Annotated in this window: 17 protein-coding genes; 10 read left to right on the forward strand and 7 right to left on the reverse strand. The window is 66.2% G+C overall.

The window, feature by feature from the left end; translation table 11 throughout:
• Nucleotides 1-157: 157 nt before the first annotated feature.
• Nucleotides 158-1,351, forward strand: a complete 1,194-nt coding sequence (locus DCN14_RS05120; RefSeq protein ID WP_096503923.1) for an O-succinylhomoserine sulfhydrylase — start codon at nucleotides 158-160, stop codon at nucleotides 1,349-1,351.
• Nucleotides 1,352-1,445: 94 nt separating this feature from the next.
• Here the strand turns inward: DCN14_RS05120 and DCN14_RS05125 are convergent, their stop codons facing one another.
• The 3 genes from DCN14_RS05125 to DCN14_RS05135 are packed head-to-tail and all read right to left on the reverse strand — an operon-like array spanning nucleotide 1,446 to nucleotide 4,553.
• Nucleotides 1,446-2,420, reverse strand: a complete 975-nt coding sequence (locus DCN14_RS05125) for an NAD-dependent epimerase/dehydratase family protein (RefSeq protein WP_096503921.1) — start codon at nucleotides 2,418-2,420, stop codon at nucleotides 1,446-1,448.
• Entirely contained in the window at nucleotides 2,407-3,453 is a 1,047-nt protein-coding gene (gene gmd, locus DCN14_RS05130) for a GDP-mannose 4,6-dehydratase (protein WP_096503919.1), read from the reverse strand. Before gmd ends, DCN14_RS05125 begins: the two co-directional genes overlap by 14 nt.
• Nucleotides 3,454-3,488: 35 nt before the next feature.
• A complete protein-coding gene (locus tag DCN14_RS05135; protein ID WP_096503917.1) occupies nucleotides 3,489-4,553 on the reverse strand; it encodes an acyltransferase in 1,065 nt (354 codons plus the stop codon).
• 186 nt (nucleotides 4,554-4,739) lie between these two features.
• On the opposite strand from DCN14_RS05135, the gene DCN14_RS37855 reads away from it, so the two are divergent.
• From DCN14_RS37855 to DCN14_RS05150, 4 genes are all read left to right on the forward strand, one after another.
• Nucleotides 4,740-4,943: a hypothetical protein gene (locus DCN14_RS37855; protein ID WP_162826173.1), complete on the forward strand. Its 204-nt coding sequence runs from the start codon at nucleotides 4,740-4,742 to the stop codon at nucleotides 4,941-4,943.
• Nucleotides 4,944-5,046: 103 nt separating this feature from the next.
• Complete coding sequence (locus tag DCN14_RS05140; protein ID WP_162826206.1) at nucleotides 5,047-7,239, forward strand: hypothetical protein; 2,193 nt, start codon at nucleotides 5,047-5,049, stop codon at nucleotides 7,237-7,239.
• Nucleotides 7,240-7,258: 19 nt separating this feature from the next.
• Complete coding sequence (locus tag DCN14_RS05145; RefSeq protein WP_096503913.1) at nucleotides 7,259-8,725, forward strand: flippase; 1,467 nt, start codon at nucleotides 7,259-7,261, stop codon at nucleotides 8,723-8,725.
• A complete protein-coding gene (locus DCN14_RS05150; protein WP_162826174.1) occupies nucleotides 8,722-11,187 on the forward strand; it encodes a glycosyltransferase family 4 protein in 2,466 nt (821 codons plus the stop codon). The genes DCN14_RS05145 and DCN14_RS05150 overlap by 4 nt, the downstream gene beginning before the upstream one ends.
• Nucleotides 11,188-11,600: 413 nt before the next feature.
• Here the strand turns inward: DCN14_RS05150 and DCN14_RS05155 are convergent, their stop codons facing one another.
• Complete coding sequence (locus DCN14_RS05155) at nucleotides 11,601-12,776, reverse strand: acyltransferase (RefSeq protein WP_096503909.1); 1,176 nt, start codon at nucleotides 12,774-12,776, stop codon at nucleotides 11,601-11,603.
• A gap of 214 nt (nucleotides 12,777-12,990) precedes the next feature.
• On the opposite strand from DCN14_RS05155, the gene DCN14_RS38375 reads away from it, so the two are divergent.
• Nucleotides 12,991-13,134, forward strand: a complete 144-nt coding sequence (locus DCN14_RS38375) for a hypothetical protein (protein ID WP_172441895.1) — start codon at nucleotides 12,991-12,993, stop codon at nucleotides 13,132-13,134.
• A gap of 229 nt (nucleotides 13,135-13,363) precedes the next feature.
• Nucleotides 13,364-14,251: a UTP--glucose-1-phosphate uridylyltransferase GalU gene (galU, locus tag DCN14_RS05165; RefSeq protein ID WP_096503905.1), complete on the forward strand. Its 888-nt coding sequence runs from the start codon at nucleotides 13,364-13,366 to the stop codon at nucleotides 14,249-14,251.
• Between the two features lie 479 nt (nucleotides 14,252-14,730).
• Here the strand turns inward: galU and DCN14_RS05170 are convergent, their stop codons facing one another.
• A complete protein-coding gene (locus DCN14_RS05170; RefSeq protein WP_096503903.1) occupies nucleotides 14,731-15,849 on the reverse strand; it encodes an acyltransferase in 1,119 nt (372 codons plus the stop codon).
• Nucleotides 15,850-16,108: 259 nt separating this feature from the next.
• On the opposite strand from DCN14_RS05170, the gene DCN14_RS05180 reads away from it, so the two are divergent.
• The 3 genes from DCN14_RS05180 (at nucleotide 16,109) to DCN14_RS05185 (ending at nucleotide 17,588) form a co-directional block, all read left to right on the forward strand.
• Nucleotides 16,109-16,558, forward strand: coding sequence for an HU family DNA-binding protein (locus tag DCN14_RS05180; protein WP_011548077.1), 450 nt, complete (start codon nucleotides 16,109-16,111; stop codon nucleotides 16,556-16,558).
• A 298-nt stretch (nucleotides 16,559-16,856) separates the two neighbouring features.
• Nucleotides 16,857-17,012 (forward strand): hypothetical protein, encoded by a 156-nt coding sequence (locus DCN14_RS37860; RefSeq protein WP_162826175.1) that lies wholly within the window; start codon nucleotides 16,857-16,859, stop codon nucleotides 17,010-17,012.
• A 264-nt stretch (nucleotides 17,013-17,276) separates the two neighbouring features.
• Nucleotides 17,277-17,588 (forward strand): hypothetical protein, encoded by a 312-nt coding sequence (locus tag DCN14_RS05185; RefSeq protein WP_096503898.1) that lies wholly within the window; start codon nucleotides 17,277-17,279, stop codon nucleotides 17,586-17,588.
• 200 nt (nucleotides 17,589-17,788) lie between these two features.
• Here the strand turns inward: DCN14_RS05185 and DCN14_RS05190 are convergent, their stop codons facing one another.
• A complete protein-coding gene (locus DCN14_RS05190; protein ID WP_096503896.1) occupies nucleotides 17,789-18,262 on the reverse strand; it encodes a VOC family protein in 474 nt (157 codons plus the stop codon).
• A 379-nt stretch (nucleotides 18,263-18,641) separates the two neighbouring features.
• On the reverse strand, nucleotides 18,642-19,802 hold the full coding sequence (locus DCN14_RS05195) for a porin (RefSeq protein WP_096503894.1): 1,161 nt from the start codon (nucleotides 19,800-19,802) through the stop codon (nucleotides 18,642-18,644).
• Nucleotides 19,803-20,056: the final 254 nt, after the last annotated feature.

The following is a 20,056-nucleotide window of genomic DNA, read 5'->3' on the forward strand; positions in this document are numbered from 1 at the left end:
AGGCCGGCGGCAGCCGGCCCGAGTCGATCGCTGTCGTACCGCACCGAAGCCCGCTGATGCCGACGCATAGCGGGCTTTTTGTTTTGGCCTGGTTTTTGGCTGGGTTCGCGCGTCATGCATGACCTTCGGCGCGACCCTCGAATACGGAAAACGGAACATGGACGACTCCCTCAATTTCGACACGCTCGCCGTGCGCGCGGGCACGCTGCGTAGCAGCGACTTCAACGAGCACTCGGAAGCGCTGTTCCTCACGTCGAGCTTCTGCTTTACAAGCGCGGCCGAGGCCGCCGAGCGCTTCGCGAATTCGGAAGACTATTTCACCTATTCGCGCTTCACGAACCCGACGGTCACCATGTTCCAGGATCGTCTCGCCGCGCTCGAAGGCGGGGAAGCCTGCATCGCGACGGCGTCGGGCATGGCCGCGATCATGTCGGTCGTGATGTCCGCCCTGCAGGCGGGCGATCACCTCGTCAGCTCGCGCAGCCTGTTCGGCTCGACGCTCGGGATGTTCTCGCAGATCTTCAGCAAGTTCGGGATCACGACGACCTTCGTCGACCCGACCGACCTGAACGCCTGGCAGGAAGCCGTGCGGCCGGAAACGAAGATGTTCTTCCTGGAAACGCCGTCGAACCCGCTGACCGAGCTCGCGGACATCGAGGCGATCGGCAAGATCGCGAAGGCCGCGAACGCGCTGTTCGTCGTCGACAACTGTTTCTGCAGCCCGGTGCTGCAGCAGCCGCTGAAACTCGGCGCGGACGTCGTGATGCACTCGGCGACCAAGTTCCTCGACGGGCAGGGCCGCGTGCTCGGCGGCGCGCTGGTGGGTTCGAAGGAATTCATCATGGGCAAGGTGTTCCCGTTCGTGCGCAGCGCGGGCCCGACGCTGTCGGCGTTCAACGCGTGGGTGCTGCTGAAGGGGATGGAGACGCTGTCGCTGCGCGTCGAGAAGCAGTCGGCGAATGCGCTGGAAATCGCGCGCTGGCTCGATTCGCATCCGGCCGTCGCGCGCGTGTTCTATCCGGGGCTCGCATCGCATCCGCAGCATGAACTCGCGAAGCGCCAGCAGAAAGCGGGCGGCGCGATCGTGTCGTTCGAACTGAAAGGCGACACGCCGGAGCAGCAGCGCGCGAACGCCTGGCGCGTGATCGACGGCACGAAGCTGATCTCGATCACCGGCAACCTCGGCGACACGCGCACGACGATCACGCATCCGGCCACGACGACGCATGCGCGCATCACGCCGGAAGCGCGTGCGGCCGCCGGCATCAGCGAAGGGTTGATCCGCCTCGCGGTCGGCCTGGAGAACGCCGGCGACCTGCGCAACGATCTCGCGCGCGGTCTCGAAGGCTGAGCGTAGCGGCCGGTTTCACGGCTGCATGAAAGACGGGCCGCTCAAACTCGAGCGGCCCGTTTCGTTTCGATGGGCAACGTGCGCGTTGCCGGCATCAGCCGGCGTGCGCGGTCGGCCCTGACTGCGGCGCGTCGCGCATCGCGTCCACCATCCAGCGCAGCGTTTCGTCGAGCGGCGTCGCGGGCAATTCGCCCACCGCGCGCCGCAGCTTGTCGCGCGACCCGCTCAGGCGCTTTACTTCGTTGTGCCGCACGAAACGCGGATCGATCGTCACGTCGATCACGTAACCGGCGATGCGCGACAGCATCGCCAGCACTTCCTTCAGCGAATACGCGCGCTCCGAGCAGACGTTGAACGTCTCGCCGGCCGGCGCCGCTTCGAGCAGCTTCAGATACGCGGCCGTCACGTCGCGCACGTCGGAGAAATCGCGGCTCACGTCGAGATTGCCGAGCGAGATGCGCGGCGCGTTGCGCGCATAGTGCGACACGAGCTTCGGCAGCAGATAGGCGTTGTCCTGGCCGACGCCGGTGTAGTTGAACGGCCGCGCGATCACGATCGGCAACCGGTCGGCCCACAGCTTCGCCGCGTATTCCATCGCGAGCTTGCTGATCGCGTAGTCGTTCGCGGGCGCGGGCGCGATGCGCTCGTCGAGCACGCCGGCCGTCGAATTGCCGTAAATGTTAGCGCTGCTGGCGAGCAGCACGGCCGACGGGCGGCGGTCGAGGCCCGCGAGCGCGGCCAGCAGGTTGCGCGTGCCGGCGATGTTGACCGCGTAGGTCTGCGACGGCTCGTCCCGCGCGACGTGCGCGCGTGCGGCGAGATGCACGACCGCATCGGGGCGCGCATCGGCCGCCGCCGCACGCATTGCGTTCGGATCGAGCAGATCGACCGGCAGCAGCGTGCAGTTCGCGAATGCCGGGTCGTCGGGCCGCGTCGCGCCGGGCGTCACGGTGCCCCACACGTCGTAGCCGGCCGCTGCGAGGCGCTGCGCCATGTAGCGGCCGGTGAAGCCCGTCAGGCCCGTGACGAACGCACGGCGCGACGGGCGTCCGGCATCAGTACGTGTCATGGTGGCGATTTCGCGTCAGGTCCGCTTCGACCATCATCTGGCAAAGCTGCTCGAGCGTCGTCTCGGGCGCCCAGCCGAGCTTGGATCTGGCCTTGTCCGCGCAGCCGATCAGCAGGTCGACTTCGGCGGGGCGGTAGAACTTCGGGTTCACTTCGACGAGCACGTTGCCGGTCGACGCGTCGAGGCCGCGCTCCTGCTCGCCCTTGCCGGTCCATTCGATCTGGTAGCCGGCGGCCGCGAACGCCATCCGCACGAAGTCGCGCACGGTTTCGGTGCGGTTGGTGGCGAGCACGTAGGTGTCGGGCTCGTCGACCTGCAGCATTCGCCACATCCCTTCGACGTATTCGAGCGCGAAACCCCAGTCGCGTTTGGCATCGAGGTTGCCGAGTTCGAGCTTGGTCGCCTTGCCGAGCTTGATCTTCGCGACGGTGTCGGTGATCTTGCGCGTGACGAACTCGCGCCCGCGCAGCGGCGACTCGTGATTGAACAGGATGCCGCTGCAGCCGAACAGGCCGTACGACTCGCGGTAGTTCACGGTCATCCAGTGCGCGTACAGCTTCGCGACGCCGTACGGGCTGCGCGGGTAGAACGCGGTCGCTTCCGTTTGCGGGATCGACTGCACCTTGCCGAACATCTCGGACGTCGACGCCTGGTAGAAGCGCGTCTTCGGGCTTACCACGCGGATCGCCTCGAGCAGGTTGAGCGGGCCGATGCCCGTCACTTCGGCGGTGGTTGCCGGCTGGTCGAACGACACGCCGACGAAACTCTGCGCGGCCAGGTTGTACAGCTCGTCGGGCTGCGTGCGTTCGAGCAGCCGCAGGCTGGAGCCCGCATCCGTCAGGTCGTGCTCGACGAGCGTCAGGTTCGGATGCGTGTCGACGCCGAGTTCGGCGATGCGCCAGAAGTTCACCGAACTGGTGCGGCGATAGGTGCCCGTGACCTCGTAGCCCTTGTCGAGCAGCAGTCGGGTCAGGTAGGCGCCGTCCTGCCCGGTGATCCCCGTGATGATGGCCTTCTTGCGAGTTTGGCTCATGGCAATGTCCTGGTCGAAACGTTGAATTGAGAAAGTCAGGCGGTCGTGCTGGCGGCGGCCGGCAGCGTGCGGCGCGCGGGGCCGCGCGTGAGGCGCCGCTCGAAGCCGTACCAGCTCAGCGTGGCGTACGCGAGCGTGATCGCGAGCGCGAGCGCGGCCGTCACGAAGCGGTTCAGGTGCAGCGGCCACAGTGCGTACAGCACGCTCAGGTGAATCAGGTACACGGTGTAGCTGACGGTGCCGACGTAGACGAGCAGCGGGTTCGTCAGCACGCGTTGCACGAGGCCGCGTCCGCGCAGCGCGATCACGACGATCGACGTGCACAGCAGCAGCGAGATGCTGTAGAGCGCGGCGTTCGACACCGGCGTGTTCGCCGCGCGGAACCGCGGGAACGACAGGTGCAGCCACGCGAGGATCGCGAGCGACACGAGCGCGCCGACGATCGCGAGCGGATAGAACGGCTCCAGCGCGCGGCGGTCGCGGCGCAGCACGATCGCGAGCAGCGCGCCGGCGGCGAGCAGATCCATTCGGAACGGCGTCAGGTAGTAGATCGGCCAGAACGAATCGAACCACGGCGTCGCGATCGCGCGCAGCACGGGCGCCGCGACGATCAGCGCGGCGGCGACCCACAGCAGCGCGCGCTCCGAACACCACAGCACGACGAACGGCCAGAAGATGTAGAACTGCTCCTCGACGGCGAGCGACCACAGCACGTTCAGGCTGTCATGGCCGATGCTGCCGAGCGACAGCCCGATATTGGTCGAGAAGAACGCGAACCATGGCCAGTGCGGCAGCCAGCTCGCCCCGAACAGCAGCGTCGACACGACGAGCAGCAGCACGTACGGCGGCAGGATCCGGCGCACGCGGCGCGCGTAGAAGTGGCTGAAGTACGATTGCCCGCGCGCCTTGCGATCGAGCAGGATGCCGGTGATCAGCAGGCCGCTCAGCACGAAGAACAGGTCGACGCCCATCCACAGCGGCGCCTTCAGCGCGTGTTGCAGGAACACGGCGCCCACGGCGATCGCGCGCAGTCCGTCGAGCTGCACGATACGGCCGTGTTGCGGCGGGGCGAGGTTGGCGGTTTGCGCGCTGCCCGTCATCGCGCCGCTCCTTCGCGACGCGCGGCCGAAGCCGTGGCGCGCCGCGCATTCGATGCGTGAACGTAATGCATGCCTTTTAAATGAAATATTGAGTCGAAATCGATTCTAGGGAAAAGAAATCGGCAAAAAAACGCATGTCATTTATCCGGCTGAAAACGTGCGAATGACGGCGGTTTCAATCGCGACATGAAAGGTTTGCAGGCTGGGCGCCACACGGGGCGTGCCGGAGCGGCATTTTCTACGGATCGGTGCGTGAAAGGTGGTCGTTATTTCCGCATTGCCGGCCATTTTCCCATTTGTTCCGGATCGATATTTCAGGCGGAAACATCCCCAAATATTTCCAAATTTCTTGTGATTATTTTTGCTTGTAACCTGCATCGCGACGTTTGAAACCTATTTAGCGACAGGTCATCCGGGCATGCAGCACGCCGCGGCGCCGGTCGCTTCCGCATCAAGTCTGGAGAGCGCATTGCGACGTCTGATTCTGGTTGGCATGACGGTGTGCGCGGTGGTGACGGCGAGCGCCGCACCGGCCGAAACGGTGTTGCCCGCCACGACCTCGTGGATCGGCAACACGTTCGGCTATGGCGACGGCAGCTGGACGCAGATCGACATCCGCGCGATCGCGGTGACGCCCGACGGCAAGGTGTATACGAATGCGCCGTGGGACGAGAGCGGCGCCGAGGCGAGCGTCTACCAGGACGGAAAGATGCTCGGCTTCGCCGGCGGCACGCACGGCTGGGGCAACCTCGGCGGCAGTGCGATCGCGGTGAACGGCAAGTACGCGTATGTCGCGATCGGCGTCGGCAACGAACGTGGCCATCTGCAGTCGCCGGGCATCTGGCCGGACAAGGGCAAGCAGTGGTTCGGCATCTCGCGGCGCACGATCGGCGACATGAAGCAGCCGGCGCCGTTTCGCGCCGCGCCGCAGGTCGCGCCCGGCGGGCGCGCCGATGCCGGCCGCGCGCGAATGGCCGCGAGCTTCATGATGGTCAACGAGGTGCCGGCCCCGGCCCGGTCGGAAGTGGGCGGGCTGAAAGCGGAGGTGGGCGGCCTCGCGGCGGACGACAAGACGCTGTTCGCGACGAATCCGTCGCATGACGCGGTGGACGTGTACGACGCCGAGACGATGCAGAAGAAGGCTACCTGGAGCGCGCACGAGCCGGGCCGCATCGCGCTCGCGGGCGACGGCACGCTGTGGCTGCTCACCGATACGGTCAGCGGGCCCGCGCACCTCGTGCACGTGCGCGCCGACGGCCGCAAGCTCGACGACGCGCCCGCGCTGCCCGACGGCGCCGACGCGGTGGACGTGGCGGTCGACGCGAAAGGGCGCGTGCTGGTCGCGGACAACGGCCCGCGCCAGCAAATCCTGATTTTTTCGAAAGGCGGCAAGGGCTACGCGGCGTCCGGCACGCTCGGCGAGCGCGGCGGCATCTTCGCGGGCCCGGTGCCGGGTCGCCCCGGGCCGCAGCGCTTCAACGGGCTGACGGGCGTGGGCGTCGATCGCGAGGGCAACATCTATGTGTCGACGAACGGGATCGGCCCGCACCACGACACGATCGGCGCGGGGCTCGGCGCGGTGCTCGAAAGCTACACGCCGGACGGCAAGCTGCGCTGGCAGGTACAGGGCTTGCTGTTCGTCGACGGCGCGTGGCTCGACCCCGCGCGGCCGAACAGCGTGTACACGGGCAACAAGCGCTTCGAGCTCGACCTGTCGAAGCCGCCCGGCCAGGACTGGAAATACGTCGGCTTCCTGTCGAACCGCTTCAAGTATCCGGACGATCCCGTGTTCCACACGGATCAGTATCCCGGCATGCCGTTCGCGCGGCGCGTCGACGGCCGTACGTTCCTGTACCTGACCGACATGTATGCCGATCACCTGAAGATCTACCGCTTCGACGCGAAGCGCGACGGCGAGGTCGCGATTCCGTCGGGCCTGATCGCGGGCCGCGCGCGGCCGGTCGACCAGGTGCCGAACAAGCCGCCGGGCGGCGACTGGATCTGGCGCGACGCGAACGGCAATGGCCGCATCGACGCGGACGAGTTCGAGATCAACACGACCGGCAAGGCGAAGGCGGGCGGCTGGGGCTGGTGGGTCGACACGAAGGGCGACATCTGGCGCACGAGCGACGTGCGCGGCATCCACCGCTTCCGCTACGGCGGCGTCGACAAGGCCGGCAACCCGATCTACGCGTACGACAAGGTCACGACCTATCCGATGCCGCAGCCGTTCACGCAGCTGCGCCGCGCGATCTACGAGCCGCAGACGGACACGCTGTACGTGACGGGCTATACGGCCGATGCGCCGCCGCAACCGGGCATCAACAAGGAAGTCGGCCGCGTGCTGGTGCGCTTCGACAAGTGGTCGACCGGCTCGCCGGTCGTGCGCTACACGGTCGCGCTGCCGTGGCAGCTCGATGCGAAGCCGATCTTCGACCTGATCGGGATCACGGTCGAGGGCCGCTACATCTTCACGGTGGAGCCGGTCGGCAAGATCCACGTGTACGACAAGGAAACCGGCAAGGAAGTCGGCGTGATGAGTCCGGGCGCGGCGGTCGGCAAGGCGTCGGGCTGGGTCGACGTGCCGTTCGGCATCAGCGCGTTCCGGCGCGAGAACGGCGAATACCTGGTGTTCGTCGAGGAAGACGCACGCGGCAAGGTGCTCATGTACCGCTGGAAACCGTAACGGGCCCATGGGCTAAAGCATGGACAAAGGCATACTCAAGAACGTTTCGATCAACTTCATCGGGCTGATCCTGCCGACCTTCGTGTCGCTGGTGACGGTGCCCGCCTATATTCACGCGCTCGGCGTCGAACGCTACGGCGTCGTGAGCCTCGTGTGGACGCTGATCGGCTATTTCGGGATCCTCGATCTCGGGATGAGCATGGCCGCGCAGAACCACATCTCGAAGGCGCTCGCGAGCGGCAACGAGGACGAAAGCGCGCGCGTGTTCTGGAGCGCGTTCTGGCTGAACCTCGGCACCGGCATCGCGGGCGGGCTGCTGATCTACTTCGGCGCGTTCGTCTACACCGCGTATTTCACGAAAGTGTCGGCGGCGATGCAGCACGAGGTGTATCTCGCGCTGCCGTGGCTCGCGCTCGCGATTCCGCTCGCGAACGTGTCGTGGGTGTTCGCCGGCGCGATCAACGGCGCCGAGCGGTTCGGCGTGTTCAACACGAACCAGACGATCGGCACGTTCCTGTTCCAGCTGCTGCCGCTCGGCGCCGCGTGGTGGATCGCGCCCAACCTGCAGACGGTGCTGGCCGCGGCGGTCGTCGCGCGGCTGATCGCGGCGGTGATGCTCGGTCACGCGAGCATCAAGGTGCTCGGGATCCGGCGCATCGATCCGCCGCAGTGGGGCACCGCGAAAGGGCTGTTCAACTTCGGCGGCTGGATGCTGATCGCGAGCACGGCCAGCATGATCGCCGACACGCTCGATCGCGTGATGCTCGGCGCCGGCATGGGCGCGAAGTTCGTCACGTACTACACGGTGCCGCAGAACCTCGTCACGCGGCTGAACATGCTGCCGAACGCGCTGGTGCGCACGCTGTTTCCGCGCCTGTCGGCGGTCGGCCGCGATCACGCCGACACGCTCGCGCGCCAGTCGCTCGAATTCCTGAACGGGGTATTCACGCCGGTCGGCATCGTCGCGATCTTCGCGCTCGCGCCGTTCCTCACGCTGTGGGTCGGCGCCGATCTCGCCGCGCATTCGGCGCCGGTCGGCCGCGTGCTGGTGATCAGCGTGTGGCTCGTCGGTCAGGCGAGCGTCACGCGGATCCTGATCCAGTCTCAGGTCAACCCGGCGCGTGCCGCATTCGCGGGCCTCGTCGAGATGCCGTTCTTCGTCGGCGGCCTGTGGTTCGGCATTCATCACTTCGGGCTGATCGGGGCGGCGGTCGTCGTCGCCACGCGCGCGCTGGTCGACTACGGCGTGCTGCTGTACCTGTCGGCGATCCGGATGCGCGCGATCGTGCTCGACATGCTCGCGCATCTCGCCTTCCTGCTCGCGAGCCTGTTTCTCGCGCAGGCGTGGTCGGGGCTCGGCGAGTCGATCGGCATGTGCGCGGTCGTGCTGGTGCTCAACCTTGCGTGGTCGCTCACGATGACGCCGGGCCTGCGCGCGCTCGTGCGCGACCTGTTCGTCCGTCTCAATGCGAGGAAAACAACATGAATCGCGATCTGGCGGAACACGCCATCCTGAACATCGCCACGGCCGACGGCGCCGTGGCCGAAGCCGGCGCCGCCGCGCGGCGCCGTGCCGAATCGGCCGGGCAGGCGGGCGCACGCCATGCGTCCCGCCCGCTGCGCGTGGCGATCGTCCACGACTGGCTCGTCACGTATGCGGGCGCCGAGCGCGTGCTCGAACAGATCGTCGCGTGCTTTCCCGACGCGGACCTGTTCAGCCTCGTCGACTTTCTCGACGATCGCGCGTTCGTGCGCGGCAAGCGGGTGACGACGTCGTTCATCCAGAAGCTGCCGTTCGCGCGCACCAAGTACCGCAGCTACCTGCCGCTGATGCCGCTCGCGATCGAGCAGCTCGACGTGTCCGGGTACGACCTCGTGATCTCGAGCAGCCATGCGGTCGCGAAGGGCGTGTTGACGGGGCCGGACCAGGTGCACATCAGCTACGTGCATTCGCCGATCCGCTATGCGTGGGACCTGCAGCACCAGTATCTGGAGCAGTCGAATCTCACGCACGGGCCGAAGTCGCTGCTGGCGCGGATGATCCTGCACTACATCCGCAACTGGGACACGCGCACGGCGAACGCGGTCGACGGCTTCGTCGCGAATTCCGCGTTCATCGCGCGGCGCATCAAGAAGGTCTATCACCGCGATGCGGCGGTGATCTTCCCGCCGGTCGACGTCGACAGCTTCTCGCTGAACGAGACGAAGGACGACTTCTACCTGACCGCGTCGCGGATGGTGCCGTACAAGAAGATCGACCTGATCGTCGACGCGTTCTCGCGCACGCCGGAGCGCAAGCTCGTCGTGATCGGCGACGGCCCGGAGATGCAGAAGATCCGCGCGAAGGCCGGCCCGAACGTCGAAATCATGGGCTATCAGCCGTTCGCGGTGCTGCACGACCGGATGCGGCGTGCGAAGGCGTTCGTGTTCGCGGCCGAGGAAGATTTCGGGATTTCGGTTGTGGAGGCGCAGGCCTGCGGTACGCCCGTGATCGCGTACGGCAAGGGCGGTGCGCTCGAAACCGTGCTGGAGCCGCAGTCGCACGGGAGCCCGACCGGGCTGTTCTTCGACGAGCAGACGCCGCATGCGATCGTCGCGGCAGTCGACGATTTCGAGCGCGCGCCGCAGCGCTTCACGCCGACGGCGTGCCGCGCCAACGCGGAGCGCTTTTCCGCCGACACGTTCCGGCGGCGCTTTCTCGACTACGTGGAGGCGGCGCTGCCCGGCTCGACCGCGCAGCGCGGCCCGGCCGCAGCGCCGATGCCGGCCGCGCGCGGCCCGGCGACGCTCGTGCTCGACCAGAGCGGCGTGCTCGGCGGCGCCGAGCTGTCGCTGCTCGAAATCATGAAGCACATGCGCGCGAACGCCGACGTGCTGCTGTTCGACGACGGCCCGTTTCGCGCGGCGCTCGACGAGGTCGGCGCACGCGTCGACGTGCTCGACCAGGGCGCGCTCGCCGGCGTGCGCAAGCAGGGCGGCGTGTCGGCCGGCGCGGTGAAGCAGCTCGTCGGGATGGTGCGCGACGTCGCGCGGCGTGCGCGCCGCGCCGAGGTGATCTACGCGAACACGCAGCGCGCGATGGTGGTCGCCGCGCTGGCCGGGCGGCTCGCGCGCAAGCCGGTGGTCTGGCACCTGCGCGACATCGTCAGCGACGACCATTTCGGCGGCAAGCAGTTGATGGCGATCAAATACTGCGCGTGCCTGGGCGTCACGCGCGTGATCGCGAATTCCGATGCGTCCGCGCAGGCGTTTCGCACGCTGACGGGCTTCACGCCGCAGCATGTCGACGTCGTGTTCAACGGGATTTCCGCGGAGCCGTTCGACGCGCTGGACGACGTCAGCCAGGCCGCGCTGCGCGCGCGCTTCGGGCTGCCCGAGCATGCATGGCTGGTCGGCTCGTTCAGCCGCCTCGCGCGCTGGAAGGGGCAGCATCTGCTGCTCGAGGCCGCCGCGCGGCATCCGGACATGCACGTGGTGCTGGTCGGCGCGCCGCTGTTCGGCGAGGACGAATACGCTGCGCAACTGCACGAGACCGTCGCGCGTCACGGCATGGACGAACGCGTGCATTTCCTCGGTTTCCAGCGCGACGTGGCCGCGTGCATGAAGGCGGTGGACGTGGTCGCGCATACGTCGATCACGCCCGAGCCGTTCGGGCGCGTGATCGTCGAGGGCATGCTGGCGCGCCGGCCGGTGGTCGCGGCCCGCGCGGGCGGGGTCGTCGAGATCATCGAGGACGGCGAAAACGGCTTGCTGTGCGAGCCGGGCGACGCGAGCGCGCTGGCCGATGCGCTCGGCAAGCTGCAGCGCGACGCCGCGTTGCGCGCGCGGCTCGTCGCGAGCGGGCGGGCGACGGCGGTGCGCCGGTTCGGCACCGAGACCTATGTGGAGCGGGTCGAGAAGATTCTCGCGGATACCGCGAAGGCTGCGAAGGCGAAGAAGAAGCAGTAAGCATGCGTGCCGGCGCGAGTCGGCGGAAAAACGAGCCCTCATGCGGTATTGCGCCGCATGGGGGCTTTGTTTTGCTTTGCGGGCGGGCGGGCGCTTGCTGCGCGGCACGCATGGTTTTCTTGTCGGGGCCGGTAGATGCTCGTTCGGCGGGTGTGCGGCCGGCAGCCGCCTCGACCGGAATCGCCTTTCGGGACGCGAGCGGTGTCGCCGTACGGCCCCGCGGTCGAGGGCGAGGCCGACGGGCTGGGCAGCCGACAAGCGGCCGAAGCGGCCGTTATGCGCCGGTCGGGTGCGTTGCTACGTGGCGCGCGTCACGCCTTGGCGCGGGAACGCATTCTCGCGCCGCTACGCGCCATGAAAAACCCCCGCGCAGCCAGAAGCCGCACGGGGGCCGGAGCGCCGTCACGACGCGCTCAGGCGGCCTGCTCGGGCGCCGATGCGACGACCCGGGCCGCGCGCGTCGGCTTCAGGCTCGCCGACCACGCCATCGCCGGCCGTTCGAACAGCCGGTAGAACAGGTACGCGACCGGAATCGCCGCGGCCATGAACGCGAGCGACGGCCAGATCGACAGCTGCAGCTCGGAATGGAACAGCACCGAGCCGAGGCAGACGAACAGCGGCAGGTGAATCAGGTACAGCGAGTAGCTGAAGTCGCCGAACCGGCCGAGCACGCGCAGCAGCGGCGTCGGGTGCGGCGGGCACGCGAGCGCGCGGTACAGGAAGCACGCGAAGCCGGCCGCCCACAGCTGGAACGCGCCGTATTGGCCGAAATGGAACGCGCCGCAGCCCGCGGCGAGCAGCACGGCGGCCGCGCCGTACCACGCGCGCGACGGCACGGCGGGCGTACCGCGCGCCGGCTGCGCGCGCACGTCGGCGATCCACGCGCCGATCGTCCACGACAGCCAGTACGACGTGAAGAACTGCAGGTCGTGCCGCTCCAGCAGCAGCGCCGACGCGACGTTGACGAGCGCGACGCCCGCGACGATGGCCGGCATTCCGACGCGCCGGCGCAGCGCGAACAGCAGCGGATAGACCACGTAGAACTGCACTTCGAGCGACAGCGTCCACAGCGCGCCGTTCGACCCGTACGTATAACCGGCGACGCCCTGCAGCGAGAACAGGTTCACGAGGAATGCGGTGATGCCGATGTCGCGGATCTTGTGGCTGACCGGCGCGATCTGCAGGCTGATCGCGTCGAGCGCGAGCGTGAACAGCAGCGCGGCGAGCAGCACCGGATAGATGCGCGCGAAGCGGCGCGCCCAGAAATTCGGCGCGTCGAGCCGGTACGCCGGGTTGGCCGCGAACTTCAGCGCCGCGTTGCGGTGAATGCAGTAGCCGCTGATCACGAAGAAGATCGGCACGCCGGCCGAGCCCCACGCGAACGGGAACGTCAGGTAGCCGACGATCACGCTCGGGTCCAGCGCGTGACCGTAAGCGCGATGGAAGCTCTGCATGCCGACCCAGACGACCTGGCGGCAATGGAAATAGGCGACGAGCAGCGCCGCGAATCCGCGCATCGCGTCGATCACGTGTTCCTTGTGGTCGGCGACGGGCGGCGCAGTCAAAGACGATCCGCTGAAAGCTTGCATGCGATTCGATTCCTTGCGACGGATGAAGGGGATGGTCCAATCGTAATGCGCAAGAATTCGATCGAATGAATAAAAAAATCGCGACGGGAAATAATGGTATTTCGCATAATGGTTTTATTCCCGTTCTGAAAGCGGTTTCGAAGCCGCTGCAATTATTTGCCGATTTTTTTCTGTTAGTTTGAAGCTCCGGTTGATTGATGCAAGGAGCGGCAAGATGGACATGCATTGGATCGCGAGCGCGGCAGTACTGCTGGTCATGGCCGTGCTGTCGGCGTATCGCGAGGCGCTGAAGAACGAGCCGATTCGCTCCGGTCTCGAACGGGGTAGCGTCCCGTATATCGAGGAATTCGAATCGTAAGCATTTGTATCCGGAAAATCGGTAATTTGTTTCTGCTTCGGCAATGGGTGCGGCAATATCGACCGGGTCGGCTGATTATCTCTTTTTCGGAAATGGTGGGCAATCGGTCCATATCGAAAATGAGCGGAGTGAAATTGGCCGCGCCGTCGATTCTCGATATGCCGTTCGGAAAACAACCGCGCCGGGTCGCAGGTCGACGCGGCGCAGTCAACGCAATCAGGATGCGAACATGTTGAAAGTCACCAAGGCCGTGTTCCCCGTCGCCGGTCTCGGCACGCGGTTCCTCCCGGCAACGAAGGCGAGCCCGAAGGAAATGCTGCCCGTCGTCGACAAGCCGCTGATCCAGTACGCGGTCGAGGAAGCGATCAACGCCGGTATCACCGAGATGATCTTCGTGACCGGGCGCAGCAAGCGCGCGATCGAGGATCACTTCGACAAGTCGTACGAGATCGAGGCCGAACTCGAGGCGCGCGGCAAGGAAAAGCTGCTCGAACTCGTGCGCGGCATCAAGCCGAGCAACGTGAACTGTTTCTACGTGCGCCAGCCGGAAGCGCTCGGCCTCGGCCACGCGGTGCTGTGCGCGGAAAAGCTCGTGCATGGCGAGCCGTTCGCGGTGATTCTCGCCGACGACCTGCTGCACGGCGAGCAGCCGGTGCTCAAGCAGCTCGTCGACGTGTTCGACCACTATCACAGCTCGGTGATCGGAGTCGAGACGATCCCGCGCGAGGACAGCCGCTCGTACGGCGTCGTCGAAGGCCGCGAATGGGAAGAGGACATCATCAAGCTGTCCGGCATCATCGAGAAGCCGGCGCCGGAAGATGCGCCGTCGAACCTCGGCGTGGTCGGCCGCTACGTGTTCATGCCGACGATCTTCGATCACCTGCGCCGGCTCAAGCCGGGCGCGGGCGGCGAACTGCAGCTCACCGACGCCGTCCAGTCGTTGCTCGCGCACGAACAGGTGCTCGCGTATCGCTACTTCGGCACGCGTTTCGATTGCGGCAGCAAGATCGGTTACCTGAAGGCGACCGTCGAGCTCGCCCTCCAGCATCCGGAAGTGAGCCGCGAATTCGAGGCGTATCTGCGTACCTGCCTGCCCGCGCTGGCTGCTGTCGCATAAGCAGCCGCGCTGCTCCGTTGTTTCAGGTGGTGGTTGTTCCGTTGGCCCCGGCTGCCTTGCGCGTCGGGGCTTTTTTGCGTCCGGGCGAAGCGGGGCGGATGGCGGGCGGCGGACGATCGGCCGGGCTGAAGCCGGGCGGATGCGGGGCGAGCGAGAACGGGTGCGCCCCTGGCGTACCGGCGCGCGGCTCGGCTTGCGGTGCGTGCCGCGTTCGTCAGGATTTCCGGTTCGACTGAAACCGGTGCCGGCGCGCTGACTGATCGCTGTTTGATCGACGTTCGCGTGGTGCAACGGCTGCCCGCGTTCACTGCGATGTCGATGCAGGATCGCTGACTGCCCGCCGCATTGAAACCTGGAGCCGCCGGTGCAACGCATGTCCGGTGCCGTTCCCGCGTTCTGCACCGCGCCGTTTCCGCGTACCCGCAGCGCGCGTCGCACCACGCGTTTCCCGCTCGACGTTCTCGACGCCGGCTTCCCGCTCAGCGCGGCGACGTGCTCGGCCGCGCGACGAAGTACCGTGCCAGCATCGCGGCGACCGGTTTCTTGAAATCGAGCAGGCGCTTTTCCAGGTAGCGCCACGACAGATGCGCGAGCAGCACGGCGAGCGCGAACTGCAGCATTTCAGGCAGGACGTCCCGGACGAGCGCCGGGATCGGCACGTGCGCGAACGTTGCCGGCAGCACGCCGAAGCGCGCCGGAATCAGGTTGTGGAACAGGTAGAAGCCGTAGCTGATCGTGCCGAGATAGACGAGCGGCGCCCGGTCGAGCAGCGACACGGCCGGATGATCGGGTTCGGTGACGATCCACAGCATCAGCGAGCCGAGCGATGCGGACAGGCCGAGATCCGCGAGCCCCGTCACGAGGTCGGGCAGCGTCGTGAGCGCGGGCAGCACGAGGAAGAACACGACGCCGGCGGCGCCGAGCCAGCCGGGCGGAATGCGGCGTGCGACGGCCGGACCGCGATCGGCGAGCGCCATCGCGCCGATGCCGCCGAGCGCGATCAGCGCGAAATTCCACGGGGAAAACGCGTAGATCAGCACCGGCGACGCGTCGACTGCATAGAGCGCGAGATGCGCGAGCGCGCATGCCGCGACGGCCGCGATGCCGAGCCGGACGTGTCGCGCCGCAGGCACGGCGAGCAGCGTCAGCGGCGCAATCAGATAGAACTGCTGCTCAACCGCGAGGCTCCAGAAGTGCGACGTGGAACCCGGCCAGCCGTCCTTGACCACGCCGATCCAGTAGTTCGACAGGAACGTCGCGTGCCACGCGAGCCCGAGATTGACGCCGCGCTGGTAGAACAGCGCATGCGCGATCGCGAGCGCGGCGAGCAGCAGGTAGTAGACGGGAAAGATCCGCAGCGCGCGCTTCGCGAGGAACAGCGCGAGTGCATGGCGGCGCGTCATCGTGCCGCGCTCGATCGCCTGACGGTTGCGATGAAGCTCGCCGACGATCAGGAATCCGCTGATGAAGAAAAACGTCCACACGCCGAGCTTGCCCACGTCGACAGCGAGGACGTGGCCCTTGTGGGACAGGAAAACGAGGATGACGGCGATGGCTCGCAGGCCGTCGAGTCCTTTGACGTATCTGACTTCGCGCATGAAGGCATCCGGGGCACTGAGCGAGGTCAGTATAGGTGCGCAAATATCGAACGTAATTCCGGTTCGGACGTTATACGTGACGACGTTTTTCGATGCTCGAGCGTCGGCGAAGTCGGTCGGGCGCAACAAAACCTGCGGGAAACCCCGCGAAAACGCATAAAAGTACTGCACGAAGCGTCAAGGCGCTTGTAGAATCCGGCGTTGAAGCGCGCGCGTTGCACGCTTCGTGTATCCAACGACCACACCTGGTAGGAGAAACATGGCGACTTCCGCAAAAAAGGTGGCCAAGAAGGCTGCCGCACCGGCCACCAAGAAAGTGGCTGCCAAAAAGGCTGCGCCCGCGAAGAAAGTAGTAGCCAAGAAGGCTGTCGCGAAGGCAGCACCGGCTGCTCCGACGCCGCTGAAGGACAAGTTCACGAAGGCATCGCTCGCAACGCACATCGCCGAGCGCGCGGCTGTCGAAGTGAAGGCGGTCAAGGCAGTGCTTGTCGCACTCGAAAACGTCGTGCTGGGCTCGGTTCACAAGAAGGGCGCGGGCGAGTTCACGCTGCCGGGCCTGCTGAAGATCACGGCGCAAGTCGTGCCGGCGAAGAAGAAGCGCTTCGGCAAGGATCCGTTCACGGGTGAAGAGCGCTGGTTCCCGGCAAAGCCGGCCAGCGTGCGCGTGAAGGCACGTGCGCTGAAGAAGCTGAAGGACGCGGCTGCGTAATGCAGCGTAACGGTTGTCGACCGCAGGTCGGCGATCGTTGCGATGTCCGACGATCCCCGTACGCGAAAGCGTGCGGGGATTTTTATTGCGCTGCGCAAATCGGGGGGTGGTCGAGGCGCGGTGTGCGACCTCGTGTCGCGCGATGCGTATTCTCGGCTGCGTGCCGTATGTGCGGATGGTGGATGCGGCGCATGCGCTCGCGGGTTGTTTTGCCGCGCAGTCTGTTGTTCATGCGTAGCCGTGCGAGCCTCGTTTTACGAGTCGGGACGCTGCTGTTGCCGTCGAGTTCGCCGGCAGCTTGACTGCCGCGCGCGTCGCGATCGGGCGGCATGTCGGCGCGGCGCTGTATGCGATTCGCGCGATTGGCGCGGTGCGCGATGGCAAGCGGAAATCGCACGGCGACATCGACGTTGCGGCATCGCGCAGTGAACTTGTGCGCGTTGCTCGCCGATGATCGACGTCGCCGGATGTGCCGGTGCCGGAGGACGAGCGGGCGCAGCGTATGGGTACGCCGGACGGAAGTAACCGTCACCGTGCGCGGCAATGCAGTGGCGAGGCATCGTTCGGCGCGGCGCGCATTTCAATTCGGGGGGGTCGTCGCGCCGCGATTCGTGTTGTGTTGCCGGTATCGCCGGGTTGGCATGCGGCGATCGCGATCTGGCGATTCTGTCGATGAAGGGATGCTCCGCGCGTCGCCGCCTCGTTCGAGCCGATACCCGTGTGCGAGACGGTCGCCTTGCTTCTCGCTACCGTCGCGCAGCGGGATGTGAAACCAGGCCGGTGCGGCAACGAATGCGACGTCGTGCTCGCATTTGCACAGGTGTTCGGCACAGCGAGCACCGCGCTCTGCGGAATCATCGATCGAGAACGTCGCCGCCGCGAGCGGAGTGGAGCGCCTCGCTCCGATGCGTACGCGCCGGTCGTCACGGTCGCGCGCGCCGACTGGTTGCGCAGCGACGGCGATGACGCGATCGCTGTCCGGCGAACCGGCTGCGGCATTCGTTCGCGACGCGCGATGCGCGACGTGTGACGAATGGACCGTCGAACCGAAGCTGTCGGCATGGCGCGCAACCATTGTCCGGGATTGAATCGCCACGTGACGCGACGCGACGCGACGCGACGCAACGCCTCGGCAGAGGCATCCTGCGCCGACGGTCATGAACGAATCGACCCGCGCGGCACGAACGTCCCCGCGCCTCGCGACGCACGCGTCGCACCGATGGCACGATGTCAGCCCGCCGAGCCCTCATACGCCGCCTTCAACGCGGCGACATCGAACTTCGTCATCTGCATCATCGCTGCAGCCACGCGTGCGGCCTTGACCTCGTCGCGGTCGGCCATCATCGGGATCAGCGCGTCCGGAACGATCTGCCACGAGACGCCGTAGCGGTCCCGCAACCAGCCGCAGTTGTCGGCCGTGCCGCCGTTCTCGAGCAGCGCGCTCCAGTAGCGGTCGAGTTCCGCCTGGTCGGCGCAACTGATCATCAGCGAGATCGCGTGGTTGAACGTCTCCGTGCGCGGGTGGCTCATCGCGATGAACGGTTGGCCGAACAGCTCGAATTCGACCATTCGCGTGCCGCCGGCGCCGGACACCGTCGTGACGCGCACGACGCGCGAGTTCGGGAAAATGCCTGCATAGAAGGCCGCGGCTTCCTCGGCTTCCGTCGAGTACCAGAGGAACGGCGTGATCTTCTGAATCGTCATGGTGTGTCTCCTGTCAACGGTCGATAGGGCTGCGGCAGCCTGCGTGCATGCCGCCATCGATACGACGGATGAAGCCTGCCGAAATCGACACGTCGAAGGATAGTCGCTCGGATCGCGCAACGCGCACGGCGATCGAATGGAGGGCGGGGCATCGGGCGACGTGCCCGGATGCGCGCAGACGCGCCTCCGGCGCGTCACAGACGGGCCGGGAACCGCTTGCGGCCCGTTGTCGCTCCCGATGGGCCGGCGCGTCGCGGCAGCCCGCCACGGGGCCGCTGGCGACGGACGAAAAAAAACCAGCCATGGCCGAAACCGATGACTGGTTTTGCAGTTCGGCGGCATGGCGTCGGAGACGCCATGCACACCGGAAACGTACTTCTTAGAACTTGTGGCGCAGGCCGAGAGCGACCATTTCCTGCGACTTCGTGCCGGCGATGCCGTACGAGCCGATCGAAGCTTGCGCTGCCGACGTCGTGCCATCGGCGTTCAGCTGCGTACCGCTTGCGTGCTGGTATGCGCCGACCAGGTAGATGTCCGTGCGCTTCGACAGCGAGTAGTCGCCGCCCAGCGAAACCTGATGGTACTTGGCGTCCGTGTTGCCGCTTGCCTTCGTGTACGAGTAGCCAAGGCCCAGCAGCAGCGGCGGCGTAACCTGGTACGTCACGAAGCCACGGCCCGTGTTGTACTTCTGGCTCGAGCCGAAGGCCGAGAATGCGTCCGGCTTGTATTGCGCGTTGCTGTAGCCGAGGCCGACCGTCACCGGGCCGATTGCATACTGACCTGCGACCTGTGCGATCGCGATCGACTTCGCCGTCACGTAACCTGCGTTGATCGGGCCGTCGATGATGTTGTCCGACGTCGTCGAGCCCCAGCCCGTGCGCACGCCAGCGACCGTCGGCGACGGGTTGGCTGCGTAGAAGTAGCCTGCGGCAACGCCGACCGGGCCGTTGTTGTATGCCGCTGCGACCGACCACGTCTGGCCCGAACCCGTCTTGCCCGCGACGCCGCCGAGAGCGTACATGCCTTCGAGCTGGAAGCCTGCCCAGACCGGCGACGTGTACTTGATCGCGTTGCTGACGCGCAGCGAGTTGTCGTTGTTGTCGACGTCGCCCGGCGTTGCGAACGTGCTGCCGAAGTAGTTGTCAGCCGTGACTGCCTGGACCAGATCGACGATCGGGTCGTATTGGCGGCCCAGCGTCAGCGTGCCGTACTGGTTGCTTTGCAGGCCGACGAATGCCTGACGGCCGAACATGCGGCCGCCTTGGCCCAGGCGGCCCGAGCCCGGATCAAAACCGTTTTCCAATTGGAAAATCGCCTTCAGGCCACCGCCGAGGTCTTCTGCGCCCTTCAGGCCGAAGCGGCTGCCTTGCAGGTTGCCCGACAGCATTTGCCACGAGTTGTTGGCTTGGCCGTCATTGCCGTGAACGTAAGCAATCGACGTATCGATCACGCCGTACAGCGTCACGCTCGATTGAGCGTGAGCAGCGCCAGCGGCGCCCAGCAGGGCGAGCGAGAGGGTCGAGAGAGCGAGTTTCTTCATCGTTGAGTATCTCCACGCAAATGATTCGTCATTCGTTATTTGTTGCGGATTGGAGAATAGCTCAGTGCCATACCGGCAAGAAAGCTTAAAAAATAAAGTGTCTCGAAAAGGTAACAGCGAGAAAAAGTCCATATATATCAAGCACATCAAGGACTATTCCTCTTTTTGAAATAGTTGACAATTGCTGCGCTGCGATTGTTGCAATGATCGATGCGCCCGGCAACAGACGGGCGAATTTCGCCGGTTGGCGCATG

The organism is Burkholderia sp. IDO3 (assembly GCF_003366075.1).
Taxonomy (GTDB): domain Bacteria; phylum Pseudomonadota; class Gammaproteobacteria; order Burkholderiales; family Burkholderiaceae; genus Burkholderia; species Burkholderia anthina.

Bases quoted from the DNA above. Each gene is read 5' to 3' on its own strand.
- DCN14_RS05135 (WP_096503917.1), bottom strand. From the start codon at position 4,553: ATGACGGGCAGCGCGCAAACCGCCAACCTCGCCCCGCCGCAACACGGC.
- DCN14_RS05195 (WP_096503894.1), bottom strand. From the start codon at position 19,802: ATGAAGAAACTCGCTCTCTCGACCCTCTCGCTCGCCCTGCTGGGCGCC.
- DCN14_RS05125 (WP_096503921.1), bottom strand. From the start codon at position 2,420: ATGACACGTACTGATGCCGGACGCCCGTCGCGCCGTGCGTTCGTCACG.
- DCN14_RS05190 (WP_096503896.1), bottom strand. From the start codon at position 18,262: ATGACGATTCAGAAGATCACGCCGTTCCTCTGGTACTCGACGGAAGCC.
- DCN14_RS05180 (WP_011548077.1), top strand. From the start codon at position 16,109: ATGGCGACTTCCGCAAAAAAGGTGGCCAAGAAGGCTGCCGCACCGGCC.
- DCN14_RS05150 (WP_162826174.1), top strand. From the start codon at position 8,722: ATGAATCGCGATCTGGCGGAACACGCCATCCTGAACATCGCCACGGCC.
- galU (WP_096503905.1), top strand. From the start codon at position 13,364: ATGTTGAAAGTCACCAAGGCCGTGTTCCCCGTCGCCGGTCTCGGCACG.
- DCN14_RS38375 (WP_172441895.1), top strand. From the start codon at position 12,991: ATGGACATGCATTGGATCGCGAGCGCGGCAGTACTGCTGGTCATGGCC.
- DCN14_RS05170 (WP_096503903.1), bottom strand. From the start codon at position 15,849: ATGCGCGAAGTCAGATACGTCAAAGGACTCGACGGCCTGCGAGCCATC.
- gmd (WP_096503919.1), bottom strand. From the start codon at position 3,453: ATGAGCCAAACTCGCAAGAAGGCCATCATCACGGGGATCACCGGGCAG.
- DCN14_RS05140 (WP_162826206.1), top strand. From the start codon at position 5,047: ATGACGGTGTGCGCGGTGGTGACGGCGAGCGCCGCACCGGCCGAAACG.
- DCN14_RS05155 (WP_096503909.1), bottom strand. From the start codon at position 12,776: ATGCAAGCTTTCAGCGGATCGTCTTTGACTGCGCCGCCCGTCGCCGAC.
- DCN14_RS05145 (WP_096503913.1), top strand. From the start codon at position 7,259: ATGGACAAAGGCATACTCAAGAACGTTTCGATCAACTTCATCGGGCTG.
- DCN14_RS05120 (WP_096503923.1), top strand. From the start codon at position 158: ATGGACGACTCCCTCAATTTCGACACGCTCGCCGTGCGCGCGGGCACG.
- DCN14_RS37855 (WP_162826173.1), top strand. From the start codon at position 4,740: ATGAAAGGTTTGCAGGCTGGGCGCCACACGGGGCGTGCCGGAGCGGCA.